Consider the following 26,131-nt stretch of genomic DNA (forward strand, 5'->3'; position numbering starts at 1 on the left):
CCTCGCGAGGGGAGCGGCGCCGTCGGGCGTTCGCGTCGGAGCGACGAGACGATCAGCGACCCTGGTTCGCGACCGCGGCGATCGCGTCCGCCGCAGCAGCCGGGTCGAGGTACTTGCCACCCTTGACGACGGGGACCAGGTTCTCGTCCAGCTCGTAGACGAGCGGGATGCCCGTGGGCACGTTGAGGCCCGCGATGTCCTCGTCCGAGATGCCGTCGAGGTGCTTGATGATCGCGCGCAGCGAGTTGCCGTGCGCCGCGACGAGGACCGTCTTGCCGGCCTTGAGGTCGGGGACGACCTCACCCTCCCAGTAGGGCAGGGCGCGCTCGAGCACGTCCTTGAGGCACTCGGTCTGCACGACCGGGGCGTCCGCGTAACGCGGGTCCGTGTCCTGCGAGAACTCCGAGCCCAGCTCGATCGCGGGCGGCGGCACGTCGTACGAACGACGCCACAGCATGAACTGCTCCTCGCCGAACTCGGCGAGCGTCTGCTTCTTGTCCTTGCCCTGGAGCGCACCGTAGTGGCGCTCGTTGAGGCGCCACGAGCGCTTCACCGGGATCCAGTGACGGTCCGCGGAGTCCAGGGCGAGGTTCGCCGTGGTGATCGCGCGACGCAGCAGCGACGTGTGCACGACGTCCGGGAGCACTCCCGCGTCCGTCAGCAGGCTCCCGCCGCGCTTCGCCTCCTCGACGCCCTTCTCCGAGAGTGCGACGTCCACCCAGCCGGTGAACAGGTTCTTGGCATTCCATTCGCTCTCGCCGTGGCGGAGCAGCACGAGGGTGTAGGTCATGGTGACCATCCTGCCGCACGAGGAAGCCCGCGACCGCGCTGTCCCGGGAAATGGTCACCGAACATCTACGGAACGGGAATCCCTCACCGGCTGGCGACCCGGGAATGGTGACGCGCGCCACGCGTTGCACCAGGTATGCCGATCACCGGAGAGTACGCACCCAGCACGAGCGACTGGGCACGCAAGCAGGCCGACCTCTACGAGAGCTCGGGCGGGACCAAGGGCACCACGCTGAGGGGCATGCCCGTCGTGGTCCTGTGGACCGTGGGCGCGAAGAGCGACAAGATCCGCAAGACGCCACTCATGCGCGTCGAGCACGACGGCGACTACGCGGTCGTCGCCTCGCTCGGAGGGGCCCCGCAGCACCCCGTCTGGTACCACAACGTCGTCGCGAACCCCCACGTCGAGCTCCAGGACGGGCCCGAGCGCCACGACTACACCGCCCGCGAGGTCACGGGCGAGGAGAAGGCCCTGTGGTGGGAGCGCGCCGTCGCGGCCTACCCCGACTACGCGAGCTACCAGGAGCGCACCGACCGCGAGATCCCGGTGCTCGTGCTCGAGCGGCGCGACTGACGTCCACCGACCCGGGCCGGTGTGCGACGTCCGCCCGGGCTCAGCGCGGCCTGCGCGACCGGGCCTCGGCCGCCTGCTCGTACACGGCGAGCATCGCCTCGGCCGTCGCGTCCCAGCCGTAGCGCTCGCTCACGCGCCGGGCGCCCGCCGCGAGCTCCGCTCGGCGCGCGTCGTCGGCGAGCAGGTCGCTCAGCGTCCGCGACCAGGTCCACGGGTTGTGGTCGGGGACCAGGATCCCGGAGACCCCGTCCTCGACGACCGTCCGCAGGCCGCCCACCGCCGCCGCGACCACGGGCGTGCCGGACGCCTGCGCCTCGGCCGCGACCAGCCCGAACGACTCGTTGTGCGACGGCACGGCGACGACGTCGGCGGCCCGGTAGTAGCGCACGAGCTCGTCGCGCGGCACCGGGGGCCGCACGATCACCTGGTCGGAGACCCCCATCTGGTAGGCCAGCGCCTCGAGCTCGCGCACGGCCGTCATGCGCCCGCTCGGTCCCCCGAGGACCACGAGCGTCGGCAGCGGCTCGTCGTGGTCCGCGAGGACGCCGAGCGCGCGGACCAGGACGTCAGGAGCCTTGAGCGGCTGGACCCGCCCCGCGAACAGCACGAGCCTGCCCGTCGTCGGCAGCCCGAGCGCAGCCCGCAGCGACTCCTTGGTCTCCCCCGGCGCGGGCGGCGAGAACAGCTCGAGGTCGACGCCCGGAGGCACGACGTGCACCTTCGCGGGGTCCGCCCCGTACTCCTCGACGAGATCCTTGAACTCCTCGGGCGTGCTCGCCACGAGCGCGTCGGCCTCCGCGACGACCTGCTCCTCGCCGATGATCCGGCCGAGCGGCTCCGGGGCGTCCCCCGGCGCGAGGGCGGCGTTCTTCACGCGGGCCATGGTGTGCATCGAGTTCACGAGCGGTACGTCCCAGCGGTCGGCCGCGAGCCAGCCCGCCTGCCCCGACAGCCAGTAGTGCGTGTGCACCACGTCGTACCAGCCCGCGTCCCGTCGCGCCTCGGCCCGCAGGACCCCGGCCGTGAAGGCGCAGAGCTGGCCGGGCAGGTCGTTCTTGTCGAGGCCCTCGAACGGACCGGCCACGACGTGCCGCACCAGGACGCCGTCCTCGGCCTCGACCACGGGAGGCTGGGCCGACGACGTCGCGCGCGTGAAGATCTCGACCTTCGCCCCACGCCGCGCCAGCGCCCGCGACAGCTCGGTGATGTACACGTTCATGCCGCCCGCGTCCCCCGTGCCGGGCTGGTCGAGCGGGGAGGTGTGCACCGAGAGCATCGCGATGCGCGGCGAGTCCTTCACGGCGCTCAGGCCTCCACGACGCAGGCCGGGACCGGCATCACGAGCTCGTCGACGAGCGTGCCCGCACCGTCCGCCCGGTCGATCCGCAGGACCGTGAGGTTCGACGAGTTCTGGTTCGCCACGACGACCAGGTCGGCCTCGGGGGAGCCGTCTCCCGCGGGAGCCAGCACCGCGAAGTGCCGCGGCCACGCCCCGCCGAGCGGGGTGTCGGCGAGGTGCTCGAGGACGGGAGCGGCGCCGTCGGGCCCCGTGACCGTGCGTGAGACCGCGAACGTCGACAGGACGTCCGCACCACGGATCGCGACGAACAGGCGCGAGCCGTCCGCGCTCAGAGCGACGTGCGACGGATAGTTGCGGCCCCCCTCCGGGAGCGGGGCCGCCGTGGCCTCGACCGAGGCGGCCACCTCGAACGCGCCCTCGCCCGACGGGACCAGGACGTACACGCGCGCGTCGAGCTCGGTCGCGACGAGGAGCGCCGCGGGCGTGCCGTGCGCGCCGTCGAGCACCGCGAGGTGCCGCGGTCCGGCCCCACCCGGGAAGGTGGCGGCGACGCGGGCCGGGCCGCCGCCGTCGGGACCCTCGGCGAGGGAGCGAAGCTCCGTGAGAGACCGCGGGTACGCGCGCAGCTCGTCCGTGCCCAGGTCCACCACGAGCGCCTCCCCCGCGACCTCCGCCACGAAGTGGGCGTGCGGCCCCTCCTGACGCTCGGTGTCCGGCCCGGTGCCCCGGTGCCCCAGGCGCAGCGGGGCCGTCGGGGCACCCGAGGCGTCGAGCGGGTGGACCGCGAAAGTGCCGTCGCCGTAGTTGGCGACCCGCACGGCGTCGTCCGTCGCGACCAGGTGGCACGGGTACGTGCCTCCGCTCGGGACCGTGCCCAGCGGCGCGAGCCCCCCGTCCGGCGTGATCTCGAAGCCGCTGACCGCGCCCTGCTCGGTCTCGGACACCGCATACAGGCGCGCACCGCCCGGGGCGAGCGCGACGAACGACGGCGACGGCGTCACCGCCGCGAGCACCGGGTCACCCAGCTCGCCCGTCGAGGCGTCGACCGACAGCCGCCAGATCCCCTCACCGCTCCCGGGCTCCGCGCCGTCGGGGTACGTGCCGAGCCAGAGGGTCCGCGATTCCGCACCTGCGGCCACGGGCGACGAGGTAGAAGTCATGACCAGAGCCTAGTAGCACCCGGGCATACGTCAGGGGCGTCCAGACCAGCCCTCCGGGGTGCGGAGAACCGGTCAGGACGCCCCTGACGAGAAACAGCGAAGAATCAGTGCGCTGCGTCGTAGGCCTGCTGGACGTCGGCCGAGATACGACCGCGCTCGCTGACCGTGTGACCGTTCGCGCGCGCCCATTCACGGATCTCCGTCGCCCGCGACGGACCCGCTGCGGAAGAACGCGCCTTGCGTGCTGCGGGGCGAGCACCGCCGCGCGTGACCTTGCGGGCGTGACCGACCCACGACGCGAAAGCGTCACGCAATTCCTGGGCGTGAGCCGAGCTGAGGTCGATCTCGTAGGAGACGCCGTCGAGAGCGAACGTCACGGACTCGTCCGCCACTCCACCGTCGACGTCGTCGACGAGAATTACCTGGACCTTCTGTGCCACTGTGCTACCTCGCGTCTTCGAGAATTGATGCTGGTATCTCGAAGTGTGCCATTACGAGGGAATGACGTCAAAGTCAAAGAGCGTGTCGCGGCTACGCAGAAGTCGGCGAAGAATCCCCCGCGGTCCGTGCAGCGACCTCGGCCTGCTCCGCCTGGGCGTCGAGCTCGGCCATGGCGAGGCGTTCGTTACGGTCGGCGCGGATGATGGCACGCATCGCGAAATAGAAGAGGATGCCGACCCCGATCGAGGGGATCAAGGCATAGACGGCCGGCCAGAAATCGCTCATGCGGGCCAGTCTACGACCGCCGAACGCGTGCGGGGTGCCGGCCGTTCGGCCGACACCCCGCACCCTGCCCGCGCGGTCCGCGACGGTGCACCTCGGGCGGTGACCCGCCCACGGTTCACTGCGCGGGCTTGACCAGCGGGAAGAGGATGGTCTCGCGGATACCGTGGCCGGTCAGCGCCATGAGGAGGCGGTCGAGCCCCATCCCCATGCCACCCGACGGCGGCATCGCGTACTCCATCGCTGTGAGGAAGTCCTCGTCGAGACGCATCGCCTCGTCGTCGCCCGCCGCCGCGAGGACCGCCTGGGCCTCGAAACGCTGCCGCTGGATCACGGGGTCGACGAGCTCGGAATAGGCCGTCGCGAGCTCGAACCCACGGACGTAGAGGTCCCACTTCTCGACCTGCCCCTTGACCGTGCGGTGATCACGCGTCAAAGGAGAGGTCTCGACCGGGAAGTCGCGCACGAACGTCGGGGCATACAGGTGGTCGCCCACCATGTGCTCCCAGATCTCCTCGACGAGCTTGCCGTGCCCGGCACGCTTGGAGTCGTAGGAGATTTCGAGGCGTTCGGCAATCTTGGACAGGTGTTCCACAGAGGTTTCCGGGGTGATCTCCTCCCCCAGCGCCTCCGACAAGGAGTCGTACATCTTGAGCTGTGCCCATTCGCCGCCGAGCTCGTACTGCTCGCCGTCCGGAAGCTCGATGGTCGTCGTTCCCAGCGCATCCTGGGCAGCGCGCTGGACGAGGTTCTGGGTCAGCTCGGCCATGGTGTTGTAATCACCGTAGGCCTCGTACGCCTCGAGCATCGCGAATTCCGGCGAGTGCGTCGAGTCCGCGCCCTCGTTACGGAAGTTGCGGTTGATCTCGAACACCCGCTCGACGCCACCGACGACCGCACGCTTGAGGAACAGCTCCGGCGCGATCCGCAGGTACAGCTCCATGTCGAACGCATTCATGTGCGTCGTGAACGGACGCGCCGCCGCACCACCGTGAATGGTCTGGAGCATCGGGGTCTCGACCTCGAGGTAGCCGCGCTCGTGGAAGTTCTCGCGCAGCGACCGGACGACCGCCGCACGCAGGCGGACCATGTCACGGGCCGCAGGACGCGCGATCAGGTCGACGTAGCGCTGACGGACACGGCTCTCCTCCGAGAGCTCCTTGTGCAGCACGGGCAGCGGGCGCAGCGACTTGGCCGCGATCCTCCACTCGTCCGCGAAGATGCTCAGCTCACCACGACGCGAGCTGATGACCCGACCGTGCGCGAACAGGTGGTCCCCCAGGTCGACGTCGGCCTTGAACGCCGCGAGCGACTCCTCACCCACCACGGCCTGGCTCAGCATGACCTGGAGGCGGTTGCCCTCGCCGTCCTGCAACGTCACGAAGCAGAGCTTGCCCGTGTTGCGCAGGAACACGACACGGCCCGCGACGCCCACGACGTCGTCCGTCTCCTGGCCGCTCTCGAGGTGGTCGTACGCCGCGCGGACCTGGGCGATCGTGTGCGTGCGAGGCACCGAGACCGGGTACGCCTCCTCGCCCTGCGCCAGGAGACGCTCGCGCTTCTCGCGCCGGACCCGCACCTGCTCGGGGAGGTCGTCCGTCTCCTCGACCTCCACCGGGGCGGGGTTCACGACGGGAGCGGCATCGGCGGCGGGCACGGCGGCAGCAACGGGATCGGGGGAAGTCACGCGACGATTCTACCGGGGCCCGGCGGGGCCGGTTCCGGCCGGCCCCGGCCTGGCTGGGGGGCTGGCCGGGGGGCTGGTCGGGGGCTGGTCGGGGGGCTGGTCGGGGGGCTGGTCGGGCCGGCTGCCCGACTGGCCCTGCGGCTCAGCCGATCAGGTCGAGCGCGAGGTCGAGGATGGGTGCCGAGTGCGTGAGCGCCCCCACCGACAGGTAGTCCACGCCCGTCCCGGCGACCTCGCGCGCACGGTCGAGGGTCAGGTTGCCCGTCGCCTCGAGCTCGATCTTCGCCGGGCCGCCCGGGGCGCCCTCCCGCTCGCGCACGAGCCGCACCGTCTCGGCGAGCACGGGCGTGGGCATGTTGTCGAGCAGCAGGAAGTCGGCACCGGCGTCGAGGGCCTCCAGAGCCTGGTCGGTCGTGTCGGCCTCGACCTGGATCAGGACCTCGGGGAACATCGCGCGCACGGCCTCGATCGCGCCGCTCACCGAACCGGCGGCGACGACGTGGTTGTCCTTGACCATGGCCACGTCGTACAGCCCCATGCGCTTGTTCGTGCCGCCGCCGGCACGGACCGCGTACTTCTCCAGGGCGCGCAGGCCAGGGGTCGTCTTGCGGGTGTCGAGCACCTGCGCCCCGGTGCCGTCGAGCTCACGCGCCCAGGCCCTCGTCGCGGTCGCGACGCCGCTCGCACGGCTCGCGAGGTTGAGAAGGGTGCGCTCGGCGGTCAGGAGCACCTGGACGGGGCCCGTGAGGGCCGCGAGGACGCGCCCACGGGTCACCGCATCGCCGTCCTGGGCGGTGAACGTGACGGTCACGGGTGCCAGCCCGAAGCGCTCGGCCACCTGCCGGGTGACCTCCTCGACGACGACGAGGCCGGCCACGACCCCGTCGGCCCTCGCCACGAGGTGGGCGGTCCCCGTGCCCGACGGCGGCACGGTGGCCTGGGTGGTCACGTCCCGGCCGGGCGTGGGGCCGAGGTCCTCGTCGAGGGCGCGCGTGACGATGTCGGCGACCCACCGGGGGTCGAGACCGGGCTCGATGAGAGAGGGAGAGTTCACGGCGCTCACGCTACCGCCCGCCGACGGTGACGGCCCCGACCGCCGAGGGTGACGGTGTGAAGACCCGACGGTGACACCGGCGGGCGATCGTCTCAGACGACCGACAGCCCGCCGTCGGCGCCCAACGTGATCTCGATCCGCCGCGCCCACGCCGGCTCGACCTCGGGGAAGTCCGTCCGGAAGTGGCCGCCGCGACTCTCCTCGCGCAGGAGCGCGGCCTCGGTGAGCACGGTCGCGACCTGGTGGACGTTGGTCGTCTCCCACTCTGCGGTCTGCGGCGCGGCGACGACGTCCGTGGACCGGTGCGCGTCGGTGCGGACCGCCGCGAGCTTGTCGGCCGCGACGCGCAACCCCTCGCCGCTGCGGATCACGCCCGGTCCGGCCGACGAGACCGACTGGACCCGGGAGCGTGCCGCCGCCGGCACCAGGGCCGCCTCGCCGTCGCGCTCGACGGGCGTCCCGAGCGGGAGCTCGCCGGCGGCCACCCGGGCCGTGATCTCCTGGGCCGCGCGGTACGCGAAGACCAGTCCCTCCAGGAGCGAGTTCGACGCGAGCCGGTTCGCCCCGTGCACGCCGGTGCAGGCGACCTCGCCCACGGCGTACAGGCCGTCGAGCGTCGAGCGACCGTGGAGGTCGGTCACGACACCGCCCGAGTGGTAGTGCTGGGCGGGCGCGACCGGGATCGGCTCCTCGGTGAGGTCGATGCCCTGGTCGAGCAGCCGCTCCGTGATGGTCGGGAACCGTCGGCGCAGGAAGTCCGCACCGAGGTGGCGGGCGTCGAGCAGCACGTGGTCCGAGCCGGTCGCGGCCATCTGCCGCACGATCGCGTGCGCGACGACGTCGCGCGGCGCGAGCTCGGCCATGGGGTGCACGGCGGGCATGAACCGGTGCCCGTCGGTGTCGAGGAGGATCGCACCCTCGCCCCGCACGGCCTCGGAGATGAGCGGGAGCTGCCCTTTGGCGCCCAGACCGAGCCACAGCACGGTCGGGTGGAACTGGACGAACTCGACGTCGCCGAGCGTCGCCCCGGCACGCAGCGCGGCGGCCATGCCGTCGCCCGTGGCCTGCGGCGGGTTGGTCGAGGAGCGGAAGACCTGCCCGATCCCGCCCGTCGCGAGGACGACCGCGCGACCGAGGACGGCGCCGACGCCGTCGCGCGATCCCTGACCGCGCACGTGCAGCGTCACGCCGCAGGCGCGCGGACCGCCGGGCTCGTCGGGGGACGTGGTGAGGACGTCGAGCACGAGCGCGTTCTCGATGACCTCGATCCCGGGGTCGGCGAGGACCGCCTCGAGCTGGGCGACGAGCGCCCGGGAGATCTCGGCGCCGGTGGCGTCGCCGCCCGCGTGCGCGATGCGGTCGGCGTGGTGCCCGCCCTCGCGCGTCAGGGCGATGTCACCACCGGGCGCCAGGTCGAAGTTCGCGCCGCGCGAGACGAGCTCACGCACCCGCTCGGGTCCTTCGGTCACGAGGACCTCGACCGCGGCAGGGTCGCAGAGCCCGCCGCCCGCGGCGAGCGTGTCCTCGAGGTGCGCGGCCGGGGAGTCCGAGGGGTCGAGCGCCGCGGCGATGCCGCCCTGGGCCCAGACCGTGGACCCGGACGACAGCTCGCCCTTGGTCACGAGCAGGACGCGCGGTACCTGGGTGCGGAGCTCGAGCGCGGCCGTGAGACCGGCGATGCCGGAGCCGACGACGATCGCGTCGACCGTCGTCGTCCAGCCGGGCGCCGGGGCGGCGAGCCGCCTGGCCAGGCGGCGGGGCGCACGCGCTCCGGTCACTGCCTCGACGGGAGCGGTGCCGGGGGCTGCGGCGGGCGCCCCCTCGGTGGAGACGTGCGCCTCCGCGGCCTGGGTCATTCGGCCGTGGCGGACTGGAACGGCGCGATGGGCAGGCCGCTGGGCTCGAGGTCGTACCCCTCGGGCACCAGGCCGGGCTCCTCGCTGACCTCGACGATGCGGTTGTCCCCGTCGACGAACACGACGTTCGGCAGGAAGTGGCGCGCCTCGTGGTCGGCGATCATGCCGTAGGCGATGAGGATGACGGTGTCGCCGGGGTGCACGAGGTGCGCGGCGGCGCCGTTGATGCAGATCTTGCCGGAACCGCGCTCGCCGGGGATCGCGTACGTCGTCAGGCGTGAGCCGTTGGTGACGTCGACGATGTCGACCTGCTGTCCGGAGATGATGTCGGCGGCCTCGAGGAGGTCCACGTCGACGGTCACGGACCCGACGTAGTGGAGGTCCGCCTGCGTCACGGTCGCGCGGTGGATCTTGCCGATCATCATGGGTCGTTGCAAGGAAGCGGGGCGGCGCGTGCCGGCCTGCGGTCCCGTCTGGGTCACTGCGTGCCTCCTGGGCGGGCCGTGCTCGGGGCGGGGTCTGCCACGTCCACGGCCAGGTTGTCGATCAGTCGGGTGGTGCCCACGCGTGCCGCGACGAGCAGCAGAGCGGGTCCCACGTACTCCGGTTCCAGGTCGTCCACGGTAGTCGGGTCGACCAGTGCGAGGTAATCGACCACAACGCCGGGGTGCTCGTTGAGCATTCCCGAGGCCACCTCGATGGCTGCTGCGGCGCCCTGTCCGGCCGCCGCTGCGGCCGCGCCGGCACGCAGGGCCTGGCTCAGCGCGAGGGCGTCGACCCGCTCGGTCGCGGAGAGGTAGGCGTTGCGCGAGGACAGCGCGAGGCCGTCGCCGTCGCGCACGATCGGGACGCCGACGACCTCGACGTCGACGTCCAGGTCGGCGACCATGCGGCGGATCGCGAGGAGCTGCTGCGCGTCCTTCTCGCCGTAGAACGCGACGTCGGGCCTGGTCAGGTGCATGAGCTTGAGCACGACGGTCAGGACGCCGTCGAAGTGGCCGGGGCGGAACGCGCCCTCGAGCACGGTGCCGATGCGTCCGGACGTGACGCGCACGATCGGGTCGCCGCCGGGGTACATCTCCTCGACGGGGGGCGCGAACACGAGGTCCACGGCAGGGCGGCCCGGCGCGGGCTCGGGGAGCCCCGCAAGGAGCGCCACGTCGGCGTCGAGGTCGCGAGGGTACCGGTCGAGGTCCTCGCCGGGGCCGAACTGCAGCGGGTTCACGAAGACGGTCACGACGACCTGCCCGGTCGGCCCCACGCGCTCGCGCGCCGCGCGCACGAGCTGCAGGTGGCCGTCGTGGAGCGCACCCATGGTCATGACGACGGCCCGCTCGCGGGCCTCGATCCCCGGGCCCGACGGCGTCGCACCGGCAGGCACGTCGGCGGCGGCGCCGGCAGGGGCCGCCAGGGCCCCGCGCAGGCCGTCGCGCGTGCGCACGACACGCGGACGGGCCGCCGCGGGGGGTGTGGGCACGGACATCACTGGCCTTCCTCGAGGACGTCGAGCAGCTCCTGGGCCTGGCGGGCGTCGATGCGCCCGGCCGCCAGGGCACGACTGGTGGCTCCGCGGCTGAGCTCGCGGTAGGACGCGGGGACGTCGGTCGCGGCGACGCGTGGTGCGGTCTCCTGCGCCGAGGTCACGGCCAGGGCACGCAGCACCTCCAGGTGCTCCGCGACGGTCCCGACGTCCCCGCGGGACACCGGGCCCGTGAGCGCCGCGATGGCGCCCGGCCCCGCCCCTTCGGCGGCGTCGGCCGACCGGGTGGCGCCGTCGAGCGCCGCGGACAGCAGGGGGGCCAGCACGCGCCCCGGTTGCTCGATGCCCGCCGCCTCGAGGGCCTGCGCGGCCTGCGCGACGAGCACCACGAGGTGGTTCGCCCCGTGCGCGAGGGCCGCGTGGTAGAGCCCGCGCGCCTCCTCCTCGACCACGACGGGCTCGCCGCCGATCTCGACGACGAGAGCCTGCCCGATGGGCTGGACGGGCGCCGGTCCCGTGACCGCGAACGTCGTGCCCTCGAGGCGCGACAGGTCGAGCGACGTGCCGGAGAACGTCATCGCGGGGTGGATCGCGAGCGGGATGGCACCCTGGGCGCGCGCCGGGTCGAGCACGCGCGCGCCGTAGCGGCCCGACGTGTGCACGACGATCTGCCCGCCCTGCCACGCCCCGACCTCGGCGAGGCCCGAGACCAGGCCCGGGAGGGCGTCGTCGGGCACGGCGAGCAGGACCAGCTCCGAGCGCCGGACGACCTCCTCGACCTCCAGGACGGGGACACCGGGCAGGAGGAGCTCGATGCGTTCGCGCGACGCCTCGGAGATGCCGCTCGCGCCGACGACCGCGTGACCCGTGGCGCGCAGCGCGCTGCCCAGGACGGCACCGACGCGTCCCGCGCCGACCACGCCCACGCCCAGGCGCCCCGGGCGCCGCCGTCCGTCACTCACGCGCGTCCCCCATCTCGCCGTCCGGCGCTCCCGCTGCGGGCGGTGCGGTCTCCACGTACGGCGCGGTCTCCACGTCGTCGTCCTCGATCGTCTCGACGACGGCCGCGACCTCGTCCCGGCGCATCCACAGCTCCGGCCCGGCGTGCGCGCGGGCCTCGCGGGCGCGGCGCGCCTGCTCGTCCATGAGCGCTCCCGCGACGTGCTGGTCGAGGTGCGGCACGGTCGGCGTGACCGGGCCGGGCACCGAGTGCACGGCGAACGTCGCGACGCCCAGGCGGCGCTGCCACGGCCCCTGCTGGAGCCCGAGCGACTGCGTGCGCTCGTGCGGCACGATCTCGACGCGGCGCACGAGGCGCCCGCGCCGCAGGACCAGGGCCCGGCCCGTGACCGTGAACCCGTTGCGACGCCACGCGATCGGGTCGAGGACCCAGGTCCGGCGCGGTGCCGTGGTGAAGTGCTCGCCGGCGTCGATCCCGGACAGGGCCTCGTCGAGCAGGGCGCGCGGGTCGGCCGTGCCGAGGTCCGGCAGGACGAGCCACACGGCGCCCAGCGCCTCGTCGCGCGTCCCGACGGGCAGCAGGACGCTGTTGTTGGTCGTGCCGTCGGCGCTCAGGCCGTAGCCCGCGACGTTGACCTCGACGCGCCACCAGTCGGCGCTGCGCCACAGGAGCCCCTGCGTGAGCCGGATGGCCTGCACGCGTCCCGGCGGGATGGTCTGCGAGCGCGTCTCGAGCAGCCCGTGGCGCAGCCGGATGCCGTCGGGCGAGATCGCGCTGCGGAAGTTGAACTCGCGCGTGAACCGGCCGAACAGGTAGCCACCGACGCCCAGGACCAGCGGCAGCGCCGTGAACAGCGTGCCGATCTCACGCGTGCCGACCGCGACCCCGATCAGGCCGAGCACCGCGAGGACCAGGACGATCATGGCGACCGTGCGGACCAGCGACCAGACGAGGCGGCCCGGTGGTACCTCCATGACGGGCTGCTCGGGCGCCTCGGGTGCTCCCAGGTCGACGTGCCCGACGACGGCGCCCGGCTCCTCCGTCATCTCGTCGGCGGGCGGCTCGCCCGGACCGCTCGCGGACCCTGCGCCCGGGACGGCCGCGCGCGTCGGCGCGCTCCCGACCCGAAGCCCTGCGGCGCGCGCGAGGAGCTCGGCACGCAGGTGGTTGGCGTCGTCGAGCTTGAGGAAGCCCAGCTTGATGCCCGAGTCCGAGCCGCCCGCGACCTCCAGCTTGAGCTCGGCCAGCCCGAACAGGCGGGCGACGAGCGGCTGGACGATGTCCACGGCCTGGAGCCGGTCGAGCCGCGCCTTGCGCTGCTGACGGAACAGGACTCCCGTGTGGAGACGGACGGACTCGTCGTCGATGGCGTACGTCGTCATGCGCCAGGCGAGCGCCGAGTACCCGAGGCCGATGAGACCGACGACGACGATCCCGCCCAGGATCTGCCACCAGCCGTTGCCGGCCAGCATGTTCTGCCCCGCGGGCAGGCCGTCCAGGGTCTGGTTGCCGACGATGACGAGGAGGACCGCGATGACGGACCAGCCCCGGACCACCGGGGTCACGGGGTGGACGCGGTGCCAGGTGAGGTCGGTCGGTGGGGCGTCGGGCTGTGTGGTGCTCTCGCTCATAGCCCGGCCAACCGTGCCTCTCCACGAGAGGCGAGACGGTCTCGCAGACGCTCGGCCTCGGCCGGCTCCAGGCCGTCGATCGACGCGTCCGTCGCGGGCGACGCCGTGTGGAGCTGGACCTGGGCGATGCGGAACCTGCGCGCGAGCGGACCGGCCTGGACGTCCACGTACTGCATGCGGCCGTACGGCACGACGACGAGCGAGCGGAACATGACGCCCTTGCGGATCAACAGGTCGTCGTCACGCTCGGCGTAGCCGATGGCCCGGACCTGGCGTGGCACGACGGCCACGCACCAGATCCCGATCACGAGCGCGACGGCCGGCACGATCCACAGCCAGACCAGGCTGAACACGAGGGCGAACACCGCTCCCAGCACGAACGGCACGAGCAGGAAGATGCCGACCGAGAGCAACCGCGCGGTGATCAACCGGCTCGACACGCCCTGCCAGCGCACGCCCGGTGGGTCGAAGGGTCCGCTCGGGACCTGGCCGGTCGGGGCCTGGGCGGCCGGGTCGGTCGCTGGGGTCTGGCCCGGTGCTGGGTCCTGGTCCGGTGCGGGGGCCAGGTCGAAGGCGTGGTCCGTCATGTCCCCATCTTCCCATCCGGGCACGGCCTGCGCGTCGGTCGGAAGGCCGACCTCGGGTCAGGCCGTGGCGCCGGCCTCGGGATCGGCCTCACCGGTGCGCGACCGCCCACCGTTCGCGGGGTCGGTGTCGTCGGGCGGTACCTGGCAGAACTTCTCCACGACGAGCCCGACGACGGCGAGCACCACGGCGCACAGGGCCGCGACCCCCGCCGCGATCGCGCGGTCGCGGCGCGCCTCGATCGCGAGGTCCCCCAGCACGGCGACGACCTGCGCGAGGTACCAGCCCGCGAGGAGCGAGCCGGTGAGTGCCGCCGCCTTGGCGAGCACGAGCGTCCGAGCCGCTCGCAAGGGGTCGAGCGACGGACGCCGCCCCTTGAGGTAGGACCGCACGGCCCAGCCCGCCCAGAACACGCCCGCGGCGAGCGCGACCAGGGCCACGTCGACGATCCAGGGCACGTGCGGCAGGTACGTGCCCCGACGCTCCAGCCCGACGACGACGAACCACCCGATCAGGGTCGTGGCGACCGTGACGAGCAGGAGCGTCGTGACCTTGGTGCGTTGCATCAGCTCGACGGACCGCGCAGCTCGGCCGGGAACGACATGGGCACACCCGTGATGGGGCCCTGCTGCGTCGGCTGGGCCGGCTGCGAGCCCTGCTGCTCAGGGGTCGCCGGGGACTGCTGCGGCTCGAACGGGCTCGGGGCCTGGTGCACGGGGTGGAACTGCGGGGTCACCGGCTCCTCGGACACCACCGGTGCCGGACCTGCCGGACCGGCCGGCGCCGCCTGCGCAGGCACCGCCTGGGCACGCTGCTCGACCGCCGGGGCGGACTGGGAGACGTCGGACCACAGCGGCGGGACCTGGGCGTGCGGCGGTTCCTGCCCGTCCTGCGGGTGCACCGGGTGGAACGCCGGGACGAACGGTCCCGGTTCCTCCACGGCGCGCTCGGGGGGGTTCTGTGCCGGCGGGGCCTGCGGCGTCGGTGGCTGGACCGGCGCCGCAGCGGGCTGCTCCGGCACGAAAGGGATCGCCGGTGCCTGCTCGGGCGTGTGCCCGGCTGGCGCGCCGCCGTCCTGCGGGGGCGCGGGTGGCGTCGCACCGCCGGGAGCGGGCGGCGGCGTGGAGGCCGTGGTCTGCTCGGGCACGACCGCGGCGCCCGGCGCCTCAGGGGCCGAATCCGCCTGAGGCGTCGGCGCTGCGGGAGCGGGGGCCGCCGGGGCCTCGTCGGTGCGGGGTGCGACCGGGGAGGCCTCAGGCTCGGGTTCGGCGTCGGTCAGCCAGTCGAGAGCGAGCCAGCGGATGCCGCCGCGGTCCGGCGCCGTCGCGGCCAGCGCCGCGACGGGGCCGCCGCCCAGGCCGGGCAGCACGGCGTCGGGGGCGATCTGCGCCCACGGCTCCAGCACGAAGGCACGCTCGTGCGCCCGCGGGTGGGGCAGCTCGAGGTCTTCCGTGAACTCGGTGACCGTGCCGAAGACGATCAGGTCGACGTCGAGCGTGCGCGGCCCGTTGCGCTCGGCACGGACCCGCCCGTGGGCGTTCTCGACCCCCTGGATGGCGTGCAGGAGCGCACGCGGCGCCAGGGTGGTCCGAGCCAGCAGGATCGCGTTGAGGTAGTCGGGCTGCTCAGGTCCGCCGACGGCCGCGGTCCGCGCGAGCGGCGACACGTCGGTGATCTCGAGACCGGAGATCCGGTCGAGGTCGGTCACCGCGTCGCGCAACGTCTGCTGGGCGTCCCCGAGGTTCGCGCCCAGCGCCAGCACGACCGGCACGAAGCCCGTGGGGGCCTCGTCGAGCCGGTCGAGCACAGGGGCCGTTACGGGCTCGGGCTCGGGAGCGGCCGGTACTGCGGCCGGCGCCTGCTCGGCTTCTGCCACGGGCTCTGGCTCGGCCGATGCCTGGGCGGCCTCCGGAACGGCACGCACGGGCAACGGTGCGGGGACGGCGAGGGGCTCCGGCAGCGGCGGGACAGGTCCCGCCTCGACGTTCGACGCCTCGGCGGCGAACGGCGCTGCCGGGGACGCATCGTGCCCGGGCGTCGAGAGGGGCTCGACCGGGACCGGTACGGCGATCGGCCGCACCTGGTCGTCCGGGACCTGCTCGGCCGGAGCGGGCTCGGCGGCGACCTGGTGCGTGACGGGTGCGACGTCGTCGGGCAGGGCGTGGGCACCGGACGCGTCCGGACCGTCGACCGCGGGCGCCTCGCGCGCGTCCGGTGCTGCGGGTACGGCGAGAGGGGCGGGGGTCGCGGGGGCGTCCGGCCCCCCGGCCGGTGCGGCGGGGGCGGGAGTCTCCGCCGCGGGTGCGGCGGCCGGTTCCACGGCCTCCGACGACGCCGCGACGGCCTCGTGGAAGGACACCTCGGCGCGGGGCGCCGGCTCTGCGGCGCCCTCGGGGGCCGACGCGTCGGGCTGAGCGGCGGGCTCCTCCACGACGGGCGCGAAGGACTCCGCCGGGGCGCTCAACGCGTCCTCGGGAGCGCTGTAGAACGAGTCGAGGGCGTCGACGAACTCCTGGTCGGACACCCCGCCCGTGTGCGGCGCCTCGTCGGCGGCCGGGCCGAGGTCCTCTGCGGTGGCAGCGAACACGCCCTGGTCGGGTGAGCGGTCCGGTGCCGGTGCGGGAGACACGGGCGGGATCGACGGCGGCATGACGTGCTGGTCCTGCGGCGCGGCCGGCTCCGGGACGGCGACGTTCCCGAGCACGGCCGGGGTGATCGACCCGACCGGGATGGGGACGACACGGGGGACCTCGTCGGCCACGACGGGCACCTTGACGCGGTCACGACGGACGACGACCTCGACGTCGTCGAAGGGCACGGCGATGGGCGCCTGCGGCTTGTGGACCGCGACGTCGACCGCGACGACCGCCGGGTGGCGCAGCGCGACCGCGGCGACCCGCTCGGCGACGGTCTCGATGAGGTCGGCGGGCGAACCGGCGAGCACCGCGACGACGTCCTCGGCGACGACCGCGTAGCTCACGGTGTCCTCGAGGTCGTCGCCGGCAGCGGCCGGGCGCGTGTCGAGGTGCAGCACCACGTCCGCACGGAAGAGCTGCCCCTCGATGCGCTCGTGCTCGAACACGCCGTGGTGGCCCGTCGCGCTGAGCCCCGTGAGCCGGATCTGGTCGAGCGGGCGCCCGTCGGACCCCTGCACCGCCCCTGCGAACGCTGTGCTCACGTCGTACTCCTGTCGTCGCTGTCGTTCGTTCCGTGGTCGTCCGTGCTCTGCCCCGCCTGCCTGACGCGGTCCGTCCTCGCAGGCCAGGAGCCGTGACCGGCACCGCCTGCCCCCGCGGAGGCCCGGAGGGACGACGTCGTGACGACCGATCCCCCGCTGGCATCCTCCCCTGTCCGACCGGCCCGAGTCCATGCGGCCGCGACCCGCACGGCATCGGCCGAGGCCCGGACCGCGTGCACGCGCACGCACCAGGCCCCTTCCGCGGCGGCGAGGGCCGTGATCGCGGCGGTCGCCGCGTCCCGCTCGAGCGGCGGGGCCGGCGTGCCGTCCTGCCCGGCGAGCAGGTGTCCCAGGAAGCGCTTGCGAGACGCGCCCACGAGCACCGGGAACCCGAGCTCGCGCAGGGCACCCAGGTGCGTCAGGAGGGGCCAGTTCGTGGAGCCCGCCTTGGAGAAGCCGAGACCCGGGTCCAGGACGATCCGGTCGTCGCGGACGCCTGCCGCGCGCAGCGCCTCGACGCGCGCCGCGAGCTCGTCCCGGACGTCGGTCACGACGTCGTCGTACACCTCGAGGTCGTCCATGACGTCCGCGTGACCGCGCCAGTGCATGGCCACGAAGACCGCCCCGGTCCGGGCGGCGACCGCGGCCATCTCCGGGTCCGCGAGGCCGCCCGAGACGTCGTTGATGATCTGGGCACCCGCGGCGACCGCCTGCTCGGCGACCGTGGCCCGCGTCGTGTCGACGCTCACCACGGCTCCCCGGTCCGCGAGGGCCGAGATCACGGGCAGCACCCGGGCGAGCTCCTCCTCGACGGGCACGCGCCCCGCGCCCGGGCGCGTCGACTCGCCCCCGACGTCGAGGACGTCCGCCCCCTCGGCCAGCAGCTCGAGGCCGTGCTCGATCGCCGCGCGCGGCTCGAACCACTCGCCGCCGTCGGAGAAGGAGTCAGGCGTGACGTTGACGACTCCCATGACGAGCGTCCGACCGATCCCCGCGAAGGGCAGGCCGGGGAGTGCGCCGTCGTGCTGTGTGTACCGCACTGCTGCGTGCCTACCGTCCCAGGATCAGGCTCATGGCCTCGGCGCGCGTGGCGCCGTCACGCATCTGGCCGCGCACCGCCGACGTCACCGTCCGCGAACCCGGCTTGCGGACGCCCCGCATGGACATGCACAGGTGCTCGCACTCGACCACGACGATCACGCCGCGCGGCTCGAGGTGCTCGACCAGGGCGTCGGCGATCTGCGTCGTGAGGCGTTCCTGGACCTGGGGGCGGCGCGCGTAGACGTCCACCAGCCGGGCCAGCTTGGACAGCCCCGTGATGCGGCCGTCGGCGTTCGGGATGTACCCCACGTGAGCGACGCCGTGAAAGGGCACCAGGTGGTGCTCGCACGTCGAGTAGACCTCGATGTCCTTGACCAGCACCATCTCCTCGTGGCCGAGGTCGAACATGGTGGTCAGGACGTCGCCGGGCTCCTGGCGCAGTCCCCCGAAGATCTCGCGGTAGGCGCGGGCGACCCGGGCGGGGGTCTCCTGGAGGCCCTCACGGTCCGGGTCCTCCCCCACGGCGAGGAGGAGCTCACGCACCGCGGCGCGCGCCCGCTCCTCGTCGTACTCGGGGACGTCGGCCGCGGCCCGCAGACCCTGCTCGGCCCGTGCTGTCACGTCAGACCTGCCCGTCGTCGACCATGCGGTCCGCGGGGACCTCGCCGATGCGCTCGGGCGGCAGCTCGTCGTTCGCGGCCGCGGCCTCGTCCTGCGGGACGACGATCGGCTCGCCCAGCGGGTCCTTGGGCATGGCGGCCTTCTCTGCGTCGGTCAGGACCGGAGGACGGTGCGAGACGGCGCGCTGCTCGCTCGAGAGCCAGACCTCGCGGGGGTCGCGCTTGACGACCGGGGCGAAGATCTGTGCGAGCTCGGCCTGGTTCAGGGTCTCCTTCTCGAGGAGCTCCAGGACCAGGTGGTCCAGGACGTCGCGGTACTGGACGAGCACCTCCCAGGCCTCGTCGTGCGCGGCCTCGACGAACCGACGCACCTCGTGGTCGACCGTGCCCGCGACCGACTCGGAGTAGTCGCGCGTGTGGCCCATGTCGCGGCCCATGAAGGGCTCGCCGGCGCCGGTGCCGAGCTTGATCGCACCGACGCGCTCGCTCATGCCGTACTCGGTGACCATCTTCTTGGCGATCGCGGTCGCCTTCTCGATGTCGTTCGAGGCACCCGTGGTCGGGTCGTGGAACACGAGCTCCTCGGCGACACGGCCACCCATCGCGTAGGCGAGCTGGTCGAGCAGCTCGTTGCGCGTCGTGGAGTACTTGTCCTCGAGCGGCATGACCATGGTGTAGCCCAGGGCGCGACCGCGCGGCAGGATCGTCACCTTGGTCACGGGGTCCGTGTAGCGCATGGCCGCGGCGACCAGGGCGTGACCGCCCTCGTGGTACGCCGTGATCTTCTGCTCCTTGACGTTCATCACGCGGGTCCGCTTCTGCGGGCCGGCGATGACGCGGTCGATGGCCTCGTCGAGGGCGCGGTCGTCGATGAGCTGGGCGCCCGAGCGCGCGGTGAGCAGCGCGGCCTCGTTGAGGACGTTGGCCAGGTCGGCTCCCGTGAAGCCGGGGGTCCGGCGGGCGACTGCGGCCAGGTCGATCTCGGGGACGATCGGCTTGCCCTGCGCGTGCACCGAGAGGATCGCCTCACGGCCCTTGAGGTCGGGGGCCTCGACCGCGATCTGCCGGTCGAAGCGACCGGGACGCAGCAGCGCGGGGTCGAGGATGTCGGGGCGGTTCGTCGCGGCGATCAGGATGACGTTGGTCTTGACGTCGAACCCGTCCATCTCGACGAGGAGCTGGTTCAGGGTCTGCTCGCGCTCGTCGTGCCCGCCGCCCATGCCGGCGCCGCGGTGACGGCCCACCGCGTCGATCTCGTCGACGAAGATGATCGCCGGCGAGTTCTCCTTGGCCTGCTGGAACAGGTCACGCACGCGGCTCGCGCCGACGCCGACGAACATCTCGACGAAGTCGGAACCCGAGATCGTGTAGAACGGCACGCCGGCCTCGCCCGCGACGGCGCGCGCCAGGAGCGTCTTGCCGGTCCCGGGAGGCCCGTAGAGCAGCACGCCCTTGGGGATCTTGGCACCCACGGCCTGGAACTTGTCGGGTTCCGCGAGGAACTCCTTGATCTCGTGGAGCTCCTCGACGGCCTCGTCGGCACCCGCGACGTCGGCGAACGTCACCTGCGGGGTGTCCTTGGACGCGAGCTTGGCCTTGGACTTGCCGAAGCCCATGACCTTGGAGCCGCCGCCCTGCATGCGGGACAGCAGGAACCAGAAGACGAGGCCGATGATGAGGAACGGCAGGATGAGCGAGAGGGCCGACGCGAGGAACGAGGGACGCGCGATCTCGGAGTTGTAGCCCTTCGGGGGGTCCGCCTCCGTGACGGCGTTCACGACGGCCTCGCCCTGGGGCGCGACGTAGAAGAACTCCACGCTCTTGCCCTGTGACTTGCCGTCGACCTCGTAGTCCTCGGTGAGCGTCAGCTGGACGCGCTGGTCGCCGTCGACGATGAGGGCCTGCTCGACCTTGCCGTCCTTGAGGAGCTCGAGGCCCGTCGAGGTGTCGACACGGTGGACGCTGGGGCCGGACAGCGCCATGAAGGCGATCCCGAGGATCGCCAGGCCCACGACGATCCAGATGATCGGTCCGCTGAGAATCTTCTTGATGTTCATCGGCGACGGGGACGATTCCCCGTATCCCTCCACTCGCGCAATGGTTCCGCCAGTGAAGTTACACGCACAACCTGGCAGTTGGCTGGTCTGTTCGCCCAGGGCGTGGCTTCGACGAGCGACGTCCGCAACGGGTGGCGGCCGGGGCCGCGGGCGGCCCGCGGGTGACGCGAGGAGGGCGCACGACGACGAGCCGTGGTCCCCTCCCCCGTCACCGCGCGGGCACGGTGGAGCGCGTCAGGACGAGTAGACGTGCGGGGCGAGCGTGCCCACGAACGGCAGGTTGCGGTACTTCTCCGCGTAGTCCAGGCCGTAGCCCACGACGAACTCGTTGGGGATGTCGAAGCCGATGTAGCGCACGTCGACCTCGGTCTTCGCGGCGTCGGGCTTGCGGAGCATCGCGGCGACCTCGACCGAGGCCGGGCCGCGGCTGCGCAGGTTCGACAGCAGCCACGACAGCGTCAGGCCCGAGTCGATGATGTCCTCGACGATGAGCACGTGACGGCCCGTGAGGTCGGCGTCGAGGTCCTTGAGGATGCGCACGACGCCCGAGGACTTGGTGCCCGATCCGTACGACGAGACGGCCATCCAGTCCATCTCGACGTCGTGGTGCAGCAGGCGCGCGAGGTCCGCCATGACCATGACGGCGCCCTTGAGCACGCCGACGAGAAGAAGGTCCTTGCCCGCGTAGTCGCGGTCGATCTGCTCGGCGAGCTCCACCAGCCTCCCGCGGAGCTGGTCCTCGGTGAGGAGGATGTTCTCGAGGTCGTTGCCGACGTCGGATGAGTCCACGGGTTTCACTCCTGTGCTGGTTCTGCTGGGGTCTCGGCGGGCACGGTTCGCTCGGGCGAGGGGGTACGTGCGGGCCGTAGGAAGAGTCTCCCACGGGTCCGCAGTGCCCGGAGGTCGCCCGGCAGGTGCGCGGGTCCCTGTCCGCGCCAGTCGGTGATCATCGCGTCGAGCGTCGCGACGTGGCTCGCGAAGAGAGAACCGGCAGGGCTCCCTGCCTCGGCCGCGGCGCGTCGCAGCGCCCGACGGCGGAGCGCGGCCGGGGCGGACCGCAGCACCTCGGTGTCGAGCACCACAGGGGCGACGCCCGGGCGAGGCCCCACGTCGGCAGGGTCGGCGACGCGTGCCTCGTCGAGGAGCCGGCCGGCGAGCTCGTCGAGCAGGTCGGCGTCCTCGCGGAGCAGGTCGGCGGTCCTGGCGAGCGTGACCGCGACACCTGGTCCGAGCACGTCCTCAAGGACGGGGAGGACCCGTGCACGCACCTGCGAGCGCAGCGGCAGTGGCGCGGCGGGCGCTTCCTCCAGCGTGCTCGCGGCCGGCGCGGCACCCGGGGTCGTCGAGCCTCTCGGGTCCGCCGGGCGGCCCGGGGACGGCACGGCGGCGGGCACGCCGTTCGTGGGGTCGGTCCACCAGGTCAGGCCGTTCGCGGTGCACACGTCCTCGGTGTCGGTCCGCCGCAACCCCAGGAGCGGACGCCGGTAGGCCCCGCGGACGGCGGCCATGCCCGCGAGCGACCGGGCCCCCGACCCCCGCGCGAGCCCCAGCAGGACGGACTCGGCCTGGTCGTCCAGGGTGTGGCCCAGCAGGACCGCCGCGGCCCCCGTCCGGTGAGCGACGTCGTCGAGCACGGCGTAGCGCGCGTGGCGTGCCGCCGCCTCCAGCCCGCCCGCGCCCGTGACCTCGACCCGCCGGACCACGACCGGGTCGAGCCCGAGCGCACGGCACTGCGCCGCCGCGACGGTCGCGACCTCCGCGCTGCCGTGCTGGAGCCCGTGGTCGACCACGACGGCCCCGGCGCGCAGCCCGTCGCGCGAGGCGACGAAAGCCGTCGCGGCCGCGAGCGCGAGCGAGTCCGCACCGCCCGAGCAGGCCACGAGCACGAGCGAACCGGGGACGAGGTCCCGGACGACGCTGCGCACCGCGCGACGCGCTGCCGCCTCGGCGGGACGAGGACCGACCACCGGCGCGTCAGCCGTGGACCCGGCGCACCCAGGCCCCGGGGTCGGCGATCTCGTGGGCGGAGGGCAGGTGCTCCGGGGTCGACCAGACCGCGTTGAGCCCGTCGCGCCCCACCTGCTTCTCGACCGCGCGCACGAACGCCGCACCGTCGCGGTACTGGGCGAGCTTGGCGTCCATGCCGAGGAACCGGCGCAGGACCGTGTCGAGCGTGCTGCTGCCCTGCCCGTCGCGGCGCGCCTCGAACTGCGCCCGGATACGGCGCACCGTGGGGACGGTCGCACGCCCGACGGCGTCCATCATGACGTCCGCATGCCCTTCCAGGAGGGCCATGACCGCCGACACCTCCGCGAGCGAACGCTGCTGGTCGGACGTGAGCAGCCCGTGGGCGACCCCACCCTCCTGCCCGCGCACGGCCCGCAGGACGACCCGGCAGGCCGTCGTGAGCTTGTCGCGCAGACGCGCCTCGGCGAGCTGCCGCGAGGACTCCGAGAGGCCGACGAGCAGCTCACGGGCCGAGGCCCGCAGGTGCTCCGCGAGCCACGGGGCCGCGGCGAACTGGAGCGCGTGGGTCTGTTCGTGCAGGCACACCCACAGGCGGAAGTCCGCGGGGACCAGGTCGAGGTCGCGCTCGAGCTGCAGGACGTTCGGAGCGACCAGGAGCAGGCGTCCGGGGGCTGCCGAACCGTGCGCGCTGTAGGGGTCGAACTGGCCCAGGACACGGCTCGAGAGCGCCGCCAGGACCGCCCCCACCTGCGCCGCCCCGACGAGCGCCGTGGTCGCCGAGGCGGGCTTGTCGCCCGGGCCGGTGAGCGACTCCGCGACGCCGTCCGTCAGGCTCGCCATGACCTCGGTGTTGGCCCGGGCCCACCGCGACCGGTCGACGACGAAGACCTGCGAGAGGGCCGCGGTCGGGTCCTCGACGGCCTCCGCGTCCGAGACGCTCCTGCTCGGCGCCATGCGCGTGACGCGCAGGACGTGCGGCACCGCGGCGGACGCCGCGGCGCGCAGCCCCTCCACGAGGACGGCGAGCTCGTCGCGCGAGGCGGTCGGCCCGGGAGGCGCGACCCGGGCGGCGATCTGCGCGGCAGAGGTCCAGTCGACGAGCGGCGCGCCGACCACGGAAGACGTCATCGCCCCACCGTAGCCGGTGCGCGGGACCGGGCGACGGTCACCGTCGAGGTGCGGCCGCGCCACCCTCGGCGCCCAGCGCGGTCATCGTCGGCGGGCGGCCGCGTCGCCCTCGGCGGGCGGGCGTCAGTCCTTCGGATCCACCAGGCCTCCGACGAACCCGTCCATGAGCTGACGCGCGCCGTACGTGCCGCCCTCGGGCACGGCGTCCGCGAGGAGGACGAAGACGAGCTGACGGTCCTGCGCCGTGACGACCGTCCCCGCGAGCGACGTGACGTTCGGCAGGCTCCCCGTCTTGGCACGGACCACTCCCCTGCCGGGCGAGGAGAGGTAGCGGTCGTCGAGCGTGCCGGACAGCCCCGCGACCGGCAGCCCGACCGCGCCCGCGCGCAGGCCCGGCTGCTCCGGGTCGGCCAGGAGCTCGACGACCGCCGCGAGCTGCGAGGCCGAGACCGCGGACCCGTCGCCGAGCCCCGAGCAGTCGGCCAGGACGGCCCCCGTCAGGTCCACCCCGAGGCGCGAGACGCTCGCGCTCACCGCCTGCGTGGCGCCGTCGAACGTCGCGGGCAGCCCCGCGTCGATCGCGACCAGGCGACCCACGACCTCGGTGATGGTGTTGTCCGAGTGCTGGAGGAAGTACGCGACGATCTCGCTCAGCGGCGCGGACTCGACCGACCCGAGCACCTTGGCCGTCGAGGCGGACTCGCCCCGCGAGGGAGCACCCTCGACCGTGATGCCCAGCTCGGTGAGGCGCGCCGCGAGCACCTCCGCCGCGGCGAGCGACGGGTCGGCGCTGCGCTTGGCGTACTCCGCGTCGCTCAGGCGGGCGATGTCGACCGCGACCGAGGTCACGGGGGCGATGTAGCCCGCCGCCACGTTGCCGGGGAACACCGCGGGGCTGACCGTGGGACCGGCGAAGTAGCGGTCGTCGACCACGAGGCGCACGGTCGTCCTCCCGGTGAGCGTGAGCTCGCCCGCGACCTGCGTCGCCAGGTCCGCCATCCCCGCCCGGCCGTTGACGACCAACGGGTCGCCCGCACCCGCCGCGAGCATCATGTCGCCGCCACCGACCAGGGCGATCGTGCCGGCGTCGACCTCGACGACCTTCGTGGTGAGCGTCACCTCTGGTCCCGGGGAGGCGAGGGCCGCAGCCGCCGTGAAGACCTTCTGGGTCGAGGCCGGGACCATGAGGGTGTCGGCGCCGCTCTGCGCGAGCACCTCACCCGTGATCCGGTCCATCACGACACCGCCCACCCGGCTGCCGAGCCGTGGGTCCTCGACCAGCGCGTCGAGCGAGGCGGAGATCGACGCGGCGTCGGGCAGCGGAGCCGACTCGTCGAGGACCGGGAGCGTCCGTGCAGGTGAGGCGGAGTCGACGGCACCGGGAGGGCTCGGGAAGGGCGCGGCAGGGGCGACCGCGGGAGCCGTCGTCAGGACGCCGGGAACCACGTCGTACGCGTCCGCCGTCAGGTAGCCGCCCGCGAGCACCACCACGATCCCAGCCGTGATCCCGGTGCGTGCAGCCCAACCCATCTCGTCCCTCTTCCCTCCTGCCGTCGACGCCCAGGGGGGCACCGCTCACGTGCGCATTATCACCCAGGAACCACGGAGTCCTCCGGGTCCGGCCACCGCCGTCCCAGGCCGTTCGTGTCACACTAGAGGGCGCATGCTGGCTTGGAACCTCGTGGTCCACACCACCCGGCCGGGTTCACCGGTCGGAACGGCCGGGGCCGCGTGCGCACGACAGCCGATTCACGACCGCCACACCGCGACCGAGCGGGTGAGCCGGTTCAACTGGAGGAGAACAGTGGAGTTCGACGTCACGATCGAGATCCCGAAGGGCCAGCGCAACAAGTACGAGGTCGACCACGCGACAGGTCGCATCCGCCTTGACCGCATGCTGTTCACCTCGACGCGCTACCCGGACGACTACGGCTTCATCGAGGGCACCCTCGGTGAGGACGGCGACCCGCTGGACGCCCTGGTCCTCCTCGAGGAGCCCACGTTCCCCGGCTGCCTGATCCGTTGCCGCGCGCTCGGCATGTTCCGCATGCGCGACGAGGCCGGTGGCGACGACAAGGTCCTGTGCGTGCCCACGGGAGACCAGCGCGCCGCCTGGCGCCAGGACATCGACGACGTGTCGGACTTCCACCGTCTCGAGATCCAGCACTTCTTCGAGGTCTACAAGGACCTCGAGCCGGGCAAGTCCGTCGAGGGCGCCCACTGGACCGGCCGCACCGAGGCCGAGGCCGAGATCGAGCGCTCCATCCAGCGCGCGATCGACAGCGGGTACCACACCCCCGGTCACTGACGACGCCGCTCGTCGGTCGCACCACACCGCC

Annotated in this window: 24 protein-coding genes; 2 read left to right on the top strand and 22 right to left on the bottom strand. The window is 73.4% G+C overall.

All coding sequences use genetic code 11. From position 1 onward, the window contains the following. Window positions 1-52: 52 nt before the first annotated feature. A complete protein-coding gene (locus ACFRCR_RS04630; protein ID WP_030144068.1) occupies window positions 53-790 on the bottom strand; it encodes a phosphoglyceromutase in 738 nt (245 codons plus the stop codon). Window positions 791-925: 135 nt separating this feature from the next. Here ACFRCR_RS04630 and ACFRCR_RS04635 point away from each other — a divergent pair, with 135 nt between their 5' ends. After that, on the top strand, window positions 926-1,363 hold the full coding sequence (locus ACFRCR_RS04635; protein ID WP_377675853.1) for a nitroreductase family deazaflavin-dependent oxidoreductase: 438 nt from the start codon (window positions 926-928) through the stop codon (window positions 1,361-1,363). A gap of 40 nt (window positions 1,364-1,403) precedes the next feature. On the opposite strand, the gene mshA is transcribed toward ACFRCR_RS04635, so the two are convergent. From mshA to dacB, 21 genes are all read right to left on the bottom strand, one after another. Further along, window positions 1,404-2,639 (bottom strand): D-inositol-3-phosphate glycosyltransferase, encoded by a 1,236-nt coding sequence (gene mshA / locus ACFRCR_RS04640; protein ID WP_377675877.1) that lies wholly within the window; start codon window positions 2,637-2,639, stop codon window positions 1,404-1,406. A gap of 29 nt (window positions 2,640-2,668) precedes the next feature. Next, window positions 2,669-3,823: a lactonase family protein gene (locus tag ACFRCR_RS04645; protein ID WP_377675855.1), complete on the bottom strand. Its 1,155-nt coding sequence runs from the start codon at window positions 3,821-3,823 to the stop codon at window positions 2,669-2,671. A gap of 104 nt (window positions 3,824-3,927) precedes the next feature. Continuing rightward, a complete protein-coding gene (locus ACFRCR_RS04650; RefSeq protein WP_030144065.1) occupies window positions 3,928-4,263 on the bottom strand; it encodes an Lsr2 family protein in 336 nt (111 codons plus the stop codon). Between the two features lie 91 nt (window positions 4,264-4,354). Beyond that, window positions 4,355-4,549 carry a hypothetical protein gene (locus ACFRCR_RS04655; RefSeq protein ID WP_377675857.1) on the bottom strand — a complete coding sequence of 65 codons (195 nt, stop codon included), beginning with the start codon at window positions 4,547-4,549 and terminating at the stop codon, window positions 4,355-4,357. 115 nt (window positions 4,550-4,664) lie between these two features. Beyond that, window positions 4,665-6,176 (bottom strand): lysine--tRNA ligase, encoded by a 1,512-nt coding sequence (gene lysS / locus ACFRCR_RS04660; RefSeq protein WP_377675878.1) that lies wholly within the window; start codon window positions 6,174-6,176, stop codon window positions 4,665-4,667. Between the two features lie 199 nt (window positions 6,177-6,375). After that, window positions 6,376-7,296, bottom strand: coding sequence for a carboxylating nicotinate-nucleotide diphosphorylase (gene nadC, locus ACFRCR_RS04665; protein ID WP_377675859.1), 921 nt, complete (start codon window positions 7,294-7,296; stop codon window positions 6,376-6,378). Window positions 7,297-7,379: 83 nt separating this feature from the next. Beyond that, window positions 7,380-9,143 (bottom strand): L-aspartate oxidase, encoded by a 1,764-nt coding sequence (locus ACFRCR_RS04670; protein ID WP_377675860.1) that lies wholly within the window; start codon window positions 9,141-9,143, stop codon window positions 7,380-7,382. Next, complete coding sequence (gene panD, locus ACFRCR_RS04675; protein ID WP_030144060.1) at window positions 9,140-9,568, bottom strand: aspartate 1-decarboxylase; 429 nt, start codon at window positions 9,566-9,568, stop codon at window positions 9,140-9,142. The genes ACFRCR_RS04670 and panD overlap by 4 nt, the downstream gene beginning before the upstream one ends. 53 nt (window positions 9,569-9,621) lie before the next feature. After that, the gene (gene panC, locus ACFRCR_RS04680) at window positions 9,622-10,620 is read right to left on the bottom strand and encodes a pantoate--beta-alanine ligase (protein ID WP_377675862.1); all 999 of its coding nucleotides are present in this window, start codon (window positions 10,618-10,620) and stop codon (window positions 9,622-9,624) included. 5 nt (window positions 10,621-10,625) lie between these two features. Continuing rightward, entirely contained in the window at window positions 10,626-11,585 is a 960-nt protein-coding gene (locus ACFRCR_RS04685) for a Rossmann-like and DUF2520 domain-containing protein (protein ID WP_138822819.1), read from the bottom strand. Next, entirely contained in the window at window positions 11,578-13,215 is a 1,638-nt protein-coding gene (locus tag ACFRCR_RS04690; protein ID WP_377675864.1) for a PH domain-containing protein, read from the bottom strand. The genes ACFRCR_RS04685 and ACFRCR_RS04690 overlap by 8 nt, the downstream gene beginning before the upstream one ends. Further along, on the bottom strand, window positions 13,212-13,802 hold the full coding sequence (locus tag ACFRCR_RS04695) for a PH domain-containing protein (protein ID WP_377675865.1): 591 nt from the start codon (window positions 13,800-13,802) through the stop codon (window positions 13,212-13,214). Before ACFRCR_RS04695 ends, ACFRCR_RS04690 begins: the two co-directional genes overlap by 4 nt. 57 nt (window positions 13,803-13,859) lie before the next feature. Beyond that, entirely contained in the window at window positions 13,860-14,366 is a 507-nt protein-coding gene (locus ACFRCR_RS04700; RefSeq protein ID WP_377675867.1) for a DUF3180 domain-containing protein, read from the bottom strand. Beyond that, entirely contained in the window at window positions 14,366-16,978 is a 2,613-nt protein-coding gene (gene folK / locus ACFRCR_RS04705; protein WP_377675869.1) for a 2-amino-4-hydroxy-6-hydroxymethyldihydropteridine diphosphokinase, read from the bottom strand. The genes ACFRCR_RS04700 and folK overlap by 1 nt, the downstream gene beginning before the upstream one ends. After that, window positions 16,975-17,949 (bottom strand): dihydropteroate synthase, encoded by a 975-nt coding sequence (gene folP, locus ACFRCR_RS04710; RefSeq protein ID WP_377675880.1) that lies wholly within the window; start codon window positions 17,947-17,949, stop codon window positions 16,975-16,977. The genes folK and folP overlap by 4 nt, the downstream gene beginning before the upstream one ends. 79 nt (window positions 17,950-18,028) lie before the next feature. Continuing rightward, window positions 18,029-18,640, bottom strand: coding sequence for a GTP cyclohydrolase I FolE (gene folE / locus ACFRCR_RS04715; protein ID WP_377675870.1), 612 nt, complete (start codon window positions 18,638-18,640; stop codon window positions 18,029-18,031). A 1-nt stretch (window position 18,641) separates the two neighbouring features. Next, window positions 18,642-20,696: an ATP-dependent zinc metalloprotease FtsH gene (gene ftsH, locus ACFRCR_RS04720; protein WP_191796627.1), complete on the bottom strand. Its 2,055-nt coding sequence runs from the start codon at window positions 20,694-20,696 to the stop codon at window positions 18,642-18,644. A gap of 234 nt (window positions 20,697-20,930) precedes the next feature. Further along, on the bottom strand, window positions 20,931-21,485 hold the full coding sequence (gene hpt, locus ACFRCR_RS04725; RefSeq protein ID WP_030144051.1) for a hypoxanthine phosphoribosyltransferase: 555 nt from the start codon (window positions 21,483-21,485) through the stop codon (window positions 20,931-20,933). 5 nt (window positions 21,486-21,490) lie between these two features. Then, complete coding sequence (gene tilS, locus ACFRCR_RS04730) at window positions 21,491-22,663, bottom strand: tRNA lysidine(34) synthetase TilS (RefSeq protein WP_377675872.1); 1,173 nt, start codon at window positions 22,661-22,663, stop codon at window positions 21,491-21,493. Window positions 22,664-22,670: 7 nt separating this feature from the next. Further along, on the bottom strand, window positions 22,671-23,792 hold the full coding sequence (locus ACFRCR_RS04735) for a zinc-dependent metalloprotease (protein WP_377675874.1): 1,122 nt from the start codon (window positions 23,790-23,792) through the stop codon (window positions 22,671-22,673). A gap of 123 nt (window positions 23,793-23,915) precedes the next feature. After that, window positions 23,916-25,322, bottom strand: a complete 1,407-nt coding sequence (gene dacB, locus ACFRCR_RS04740) for a D-alanyl-D-alanine carboxypeptidase/D-alanyl-D-alanine-endopeptidase (RefSeq protein WP_377675875.1) — start codon at window positions 25,320-25,322, stop codon at window positions 23,916-23,918. Between the two features lie 274 nt (window positions 25,323-25,596). Between dacB and ACFRCR_RS04745 the strand changes: the two genes are divergently transcribed. Then, complete coding sequence (locus ACFRCR_RS04745) at window positions 25,597-26,100, top strand: inorganic diphosphatase (protein WP_056645206.1); 504 nt, start codon at window positions 25,597-25,599, stop codon at window positions 26,098-26,100. The last annotated feature ends 31 nt before the right edge of the window (window positions 26,101-26,131 follow it).

This window comes from Oerskovia sp. NPDC056781 (assembly GCF_042789955.1).
GTDB classification, from domain to species: Bacteria; Actinomycetota; Actinomycetes; order Actinomycetales; family Cellulomonadaceae; genus Oerskovia; species Oerskovia rustica.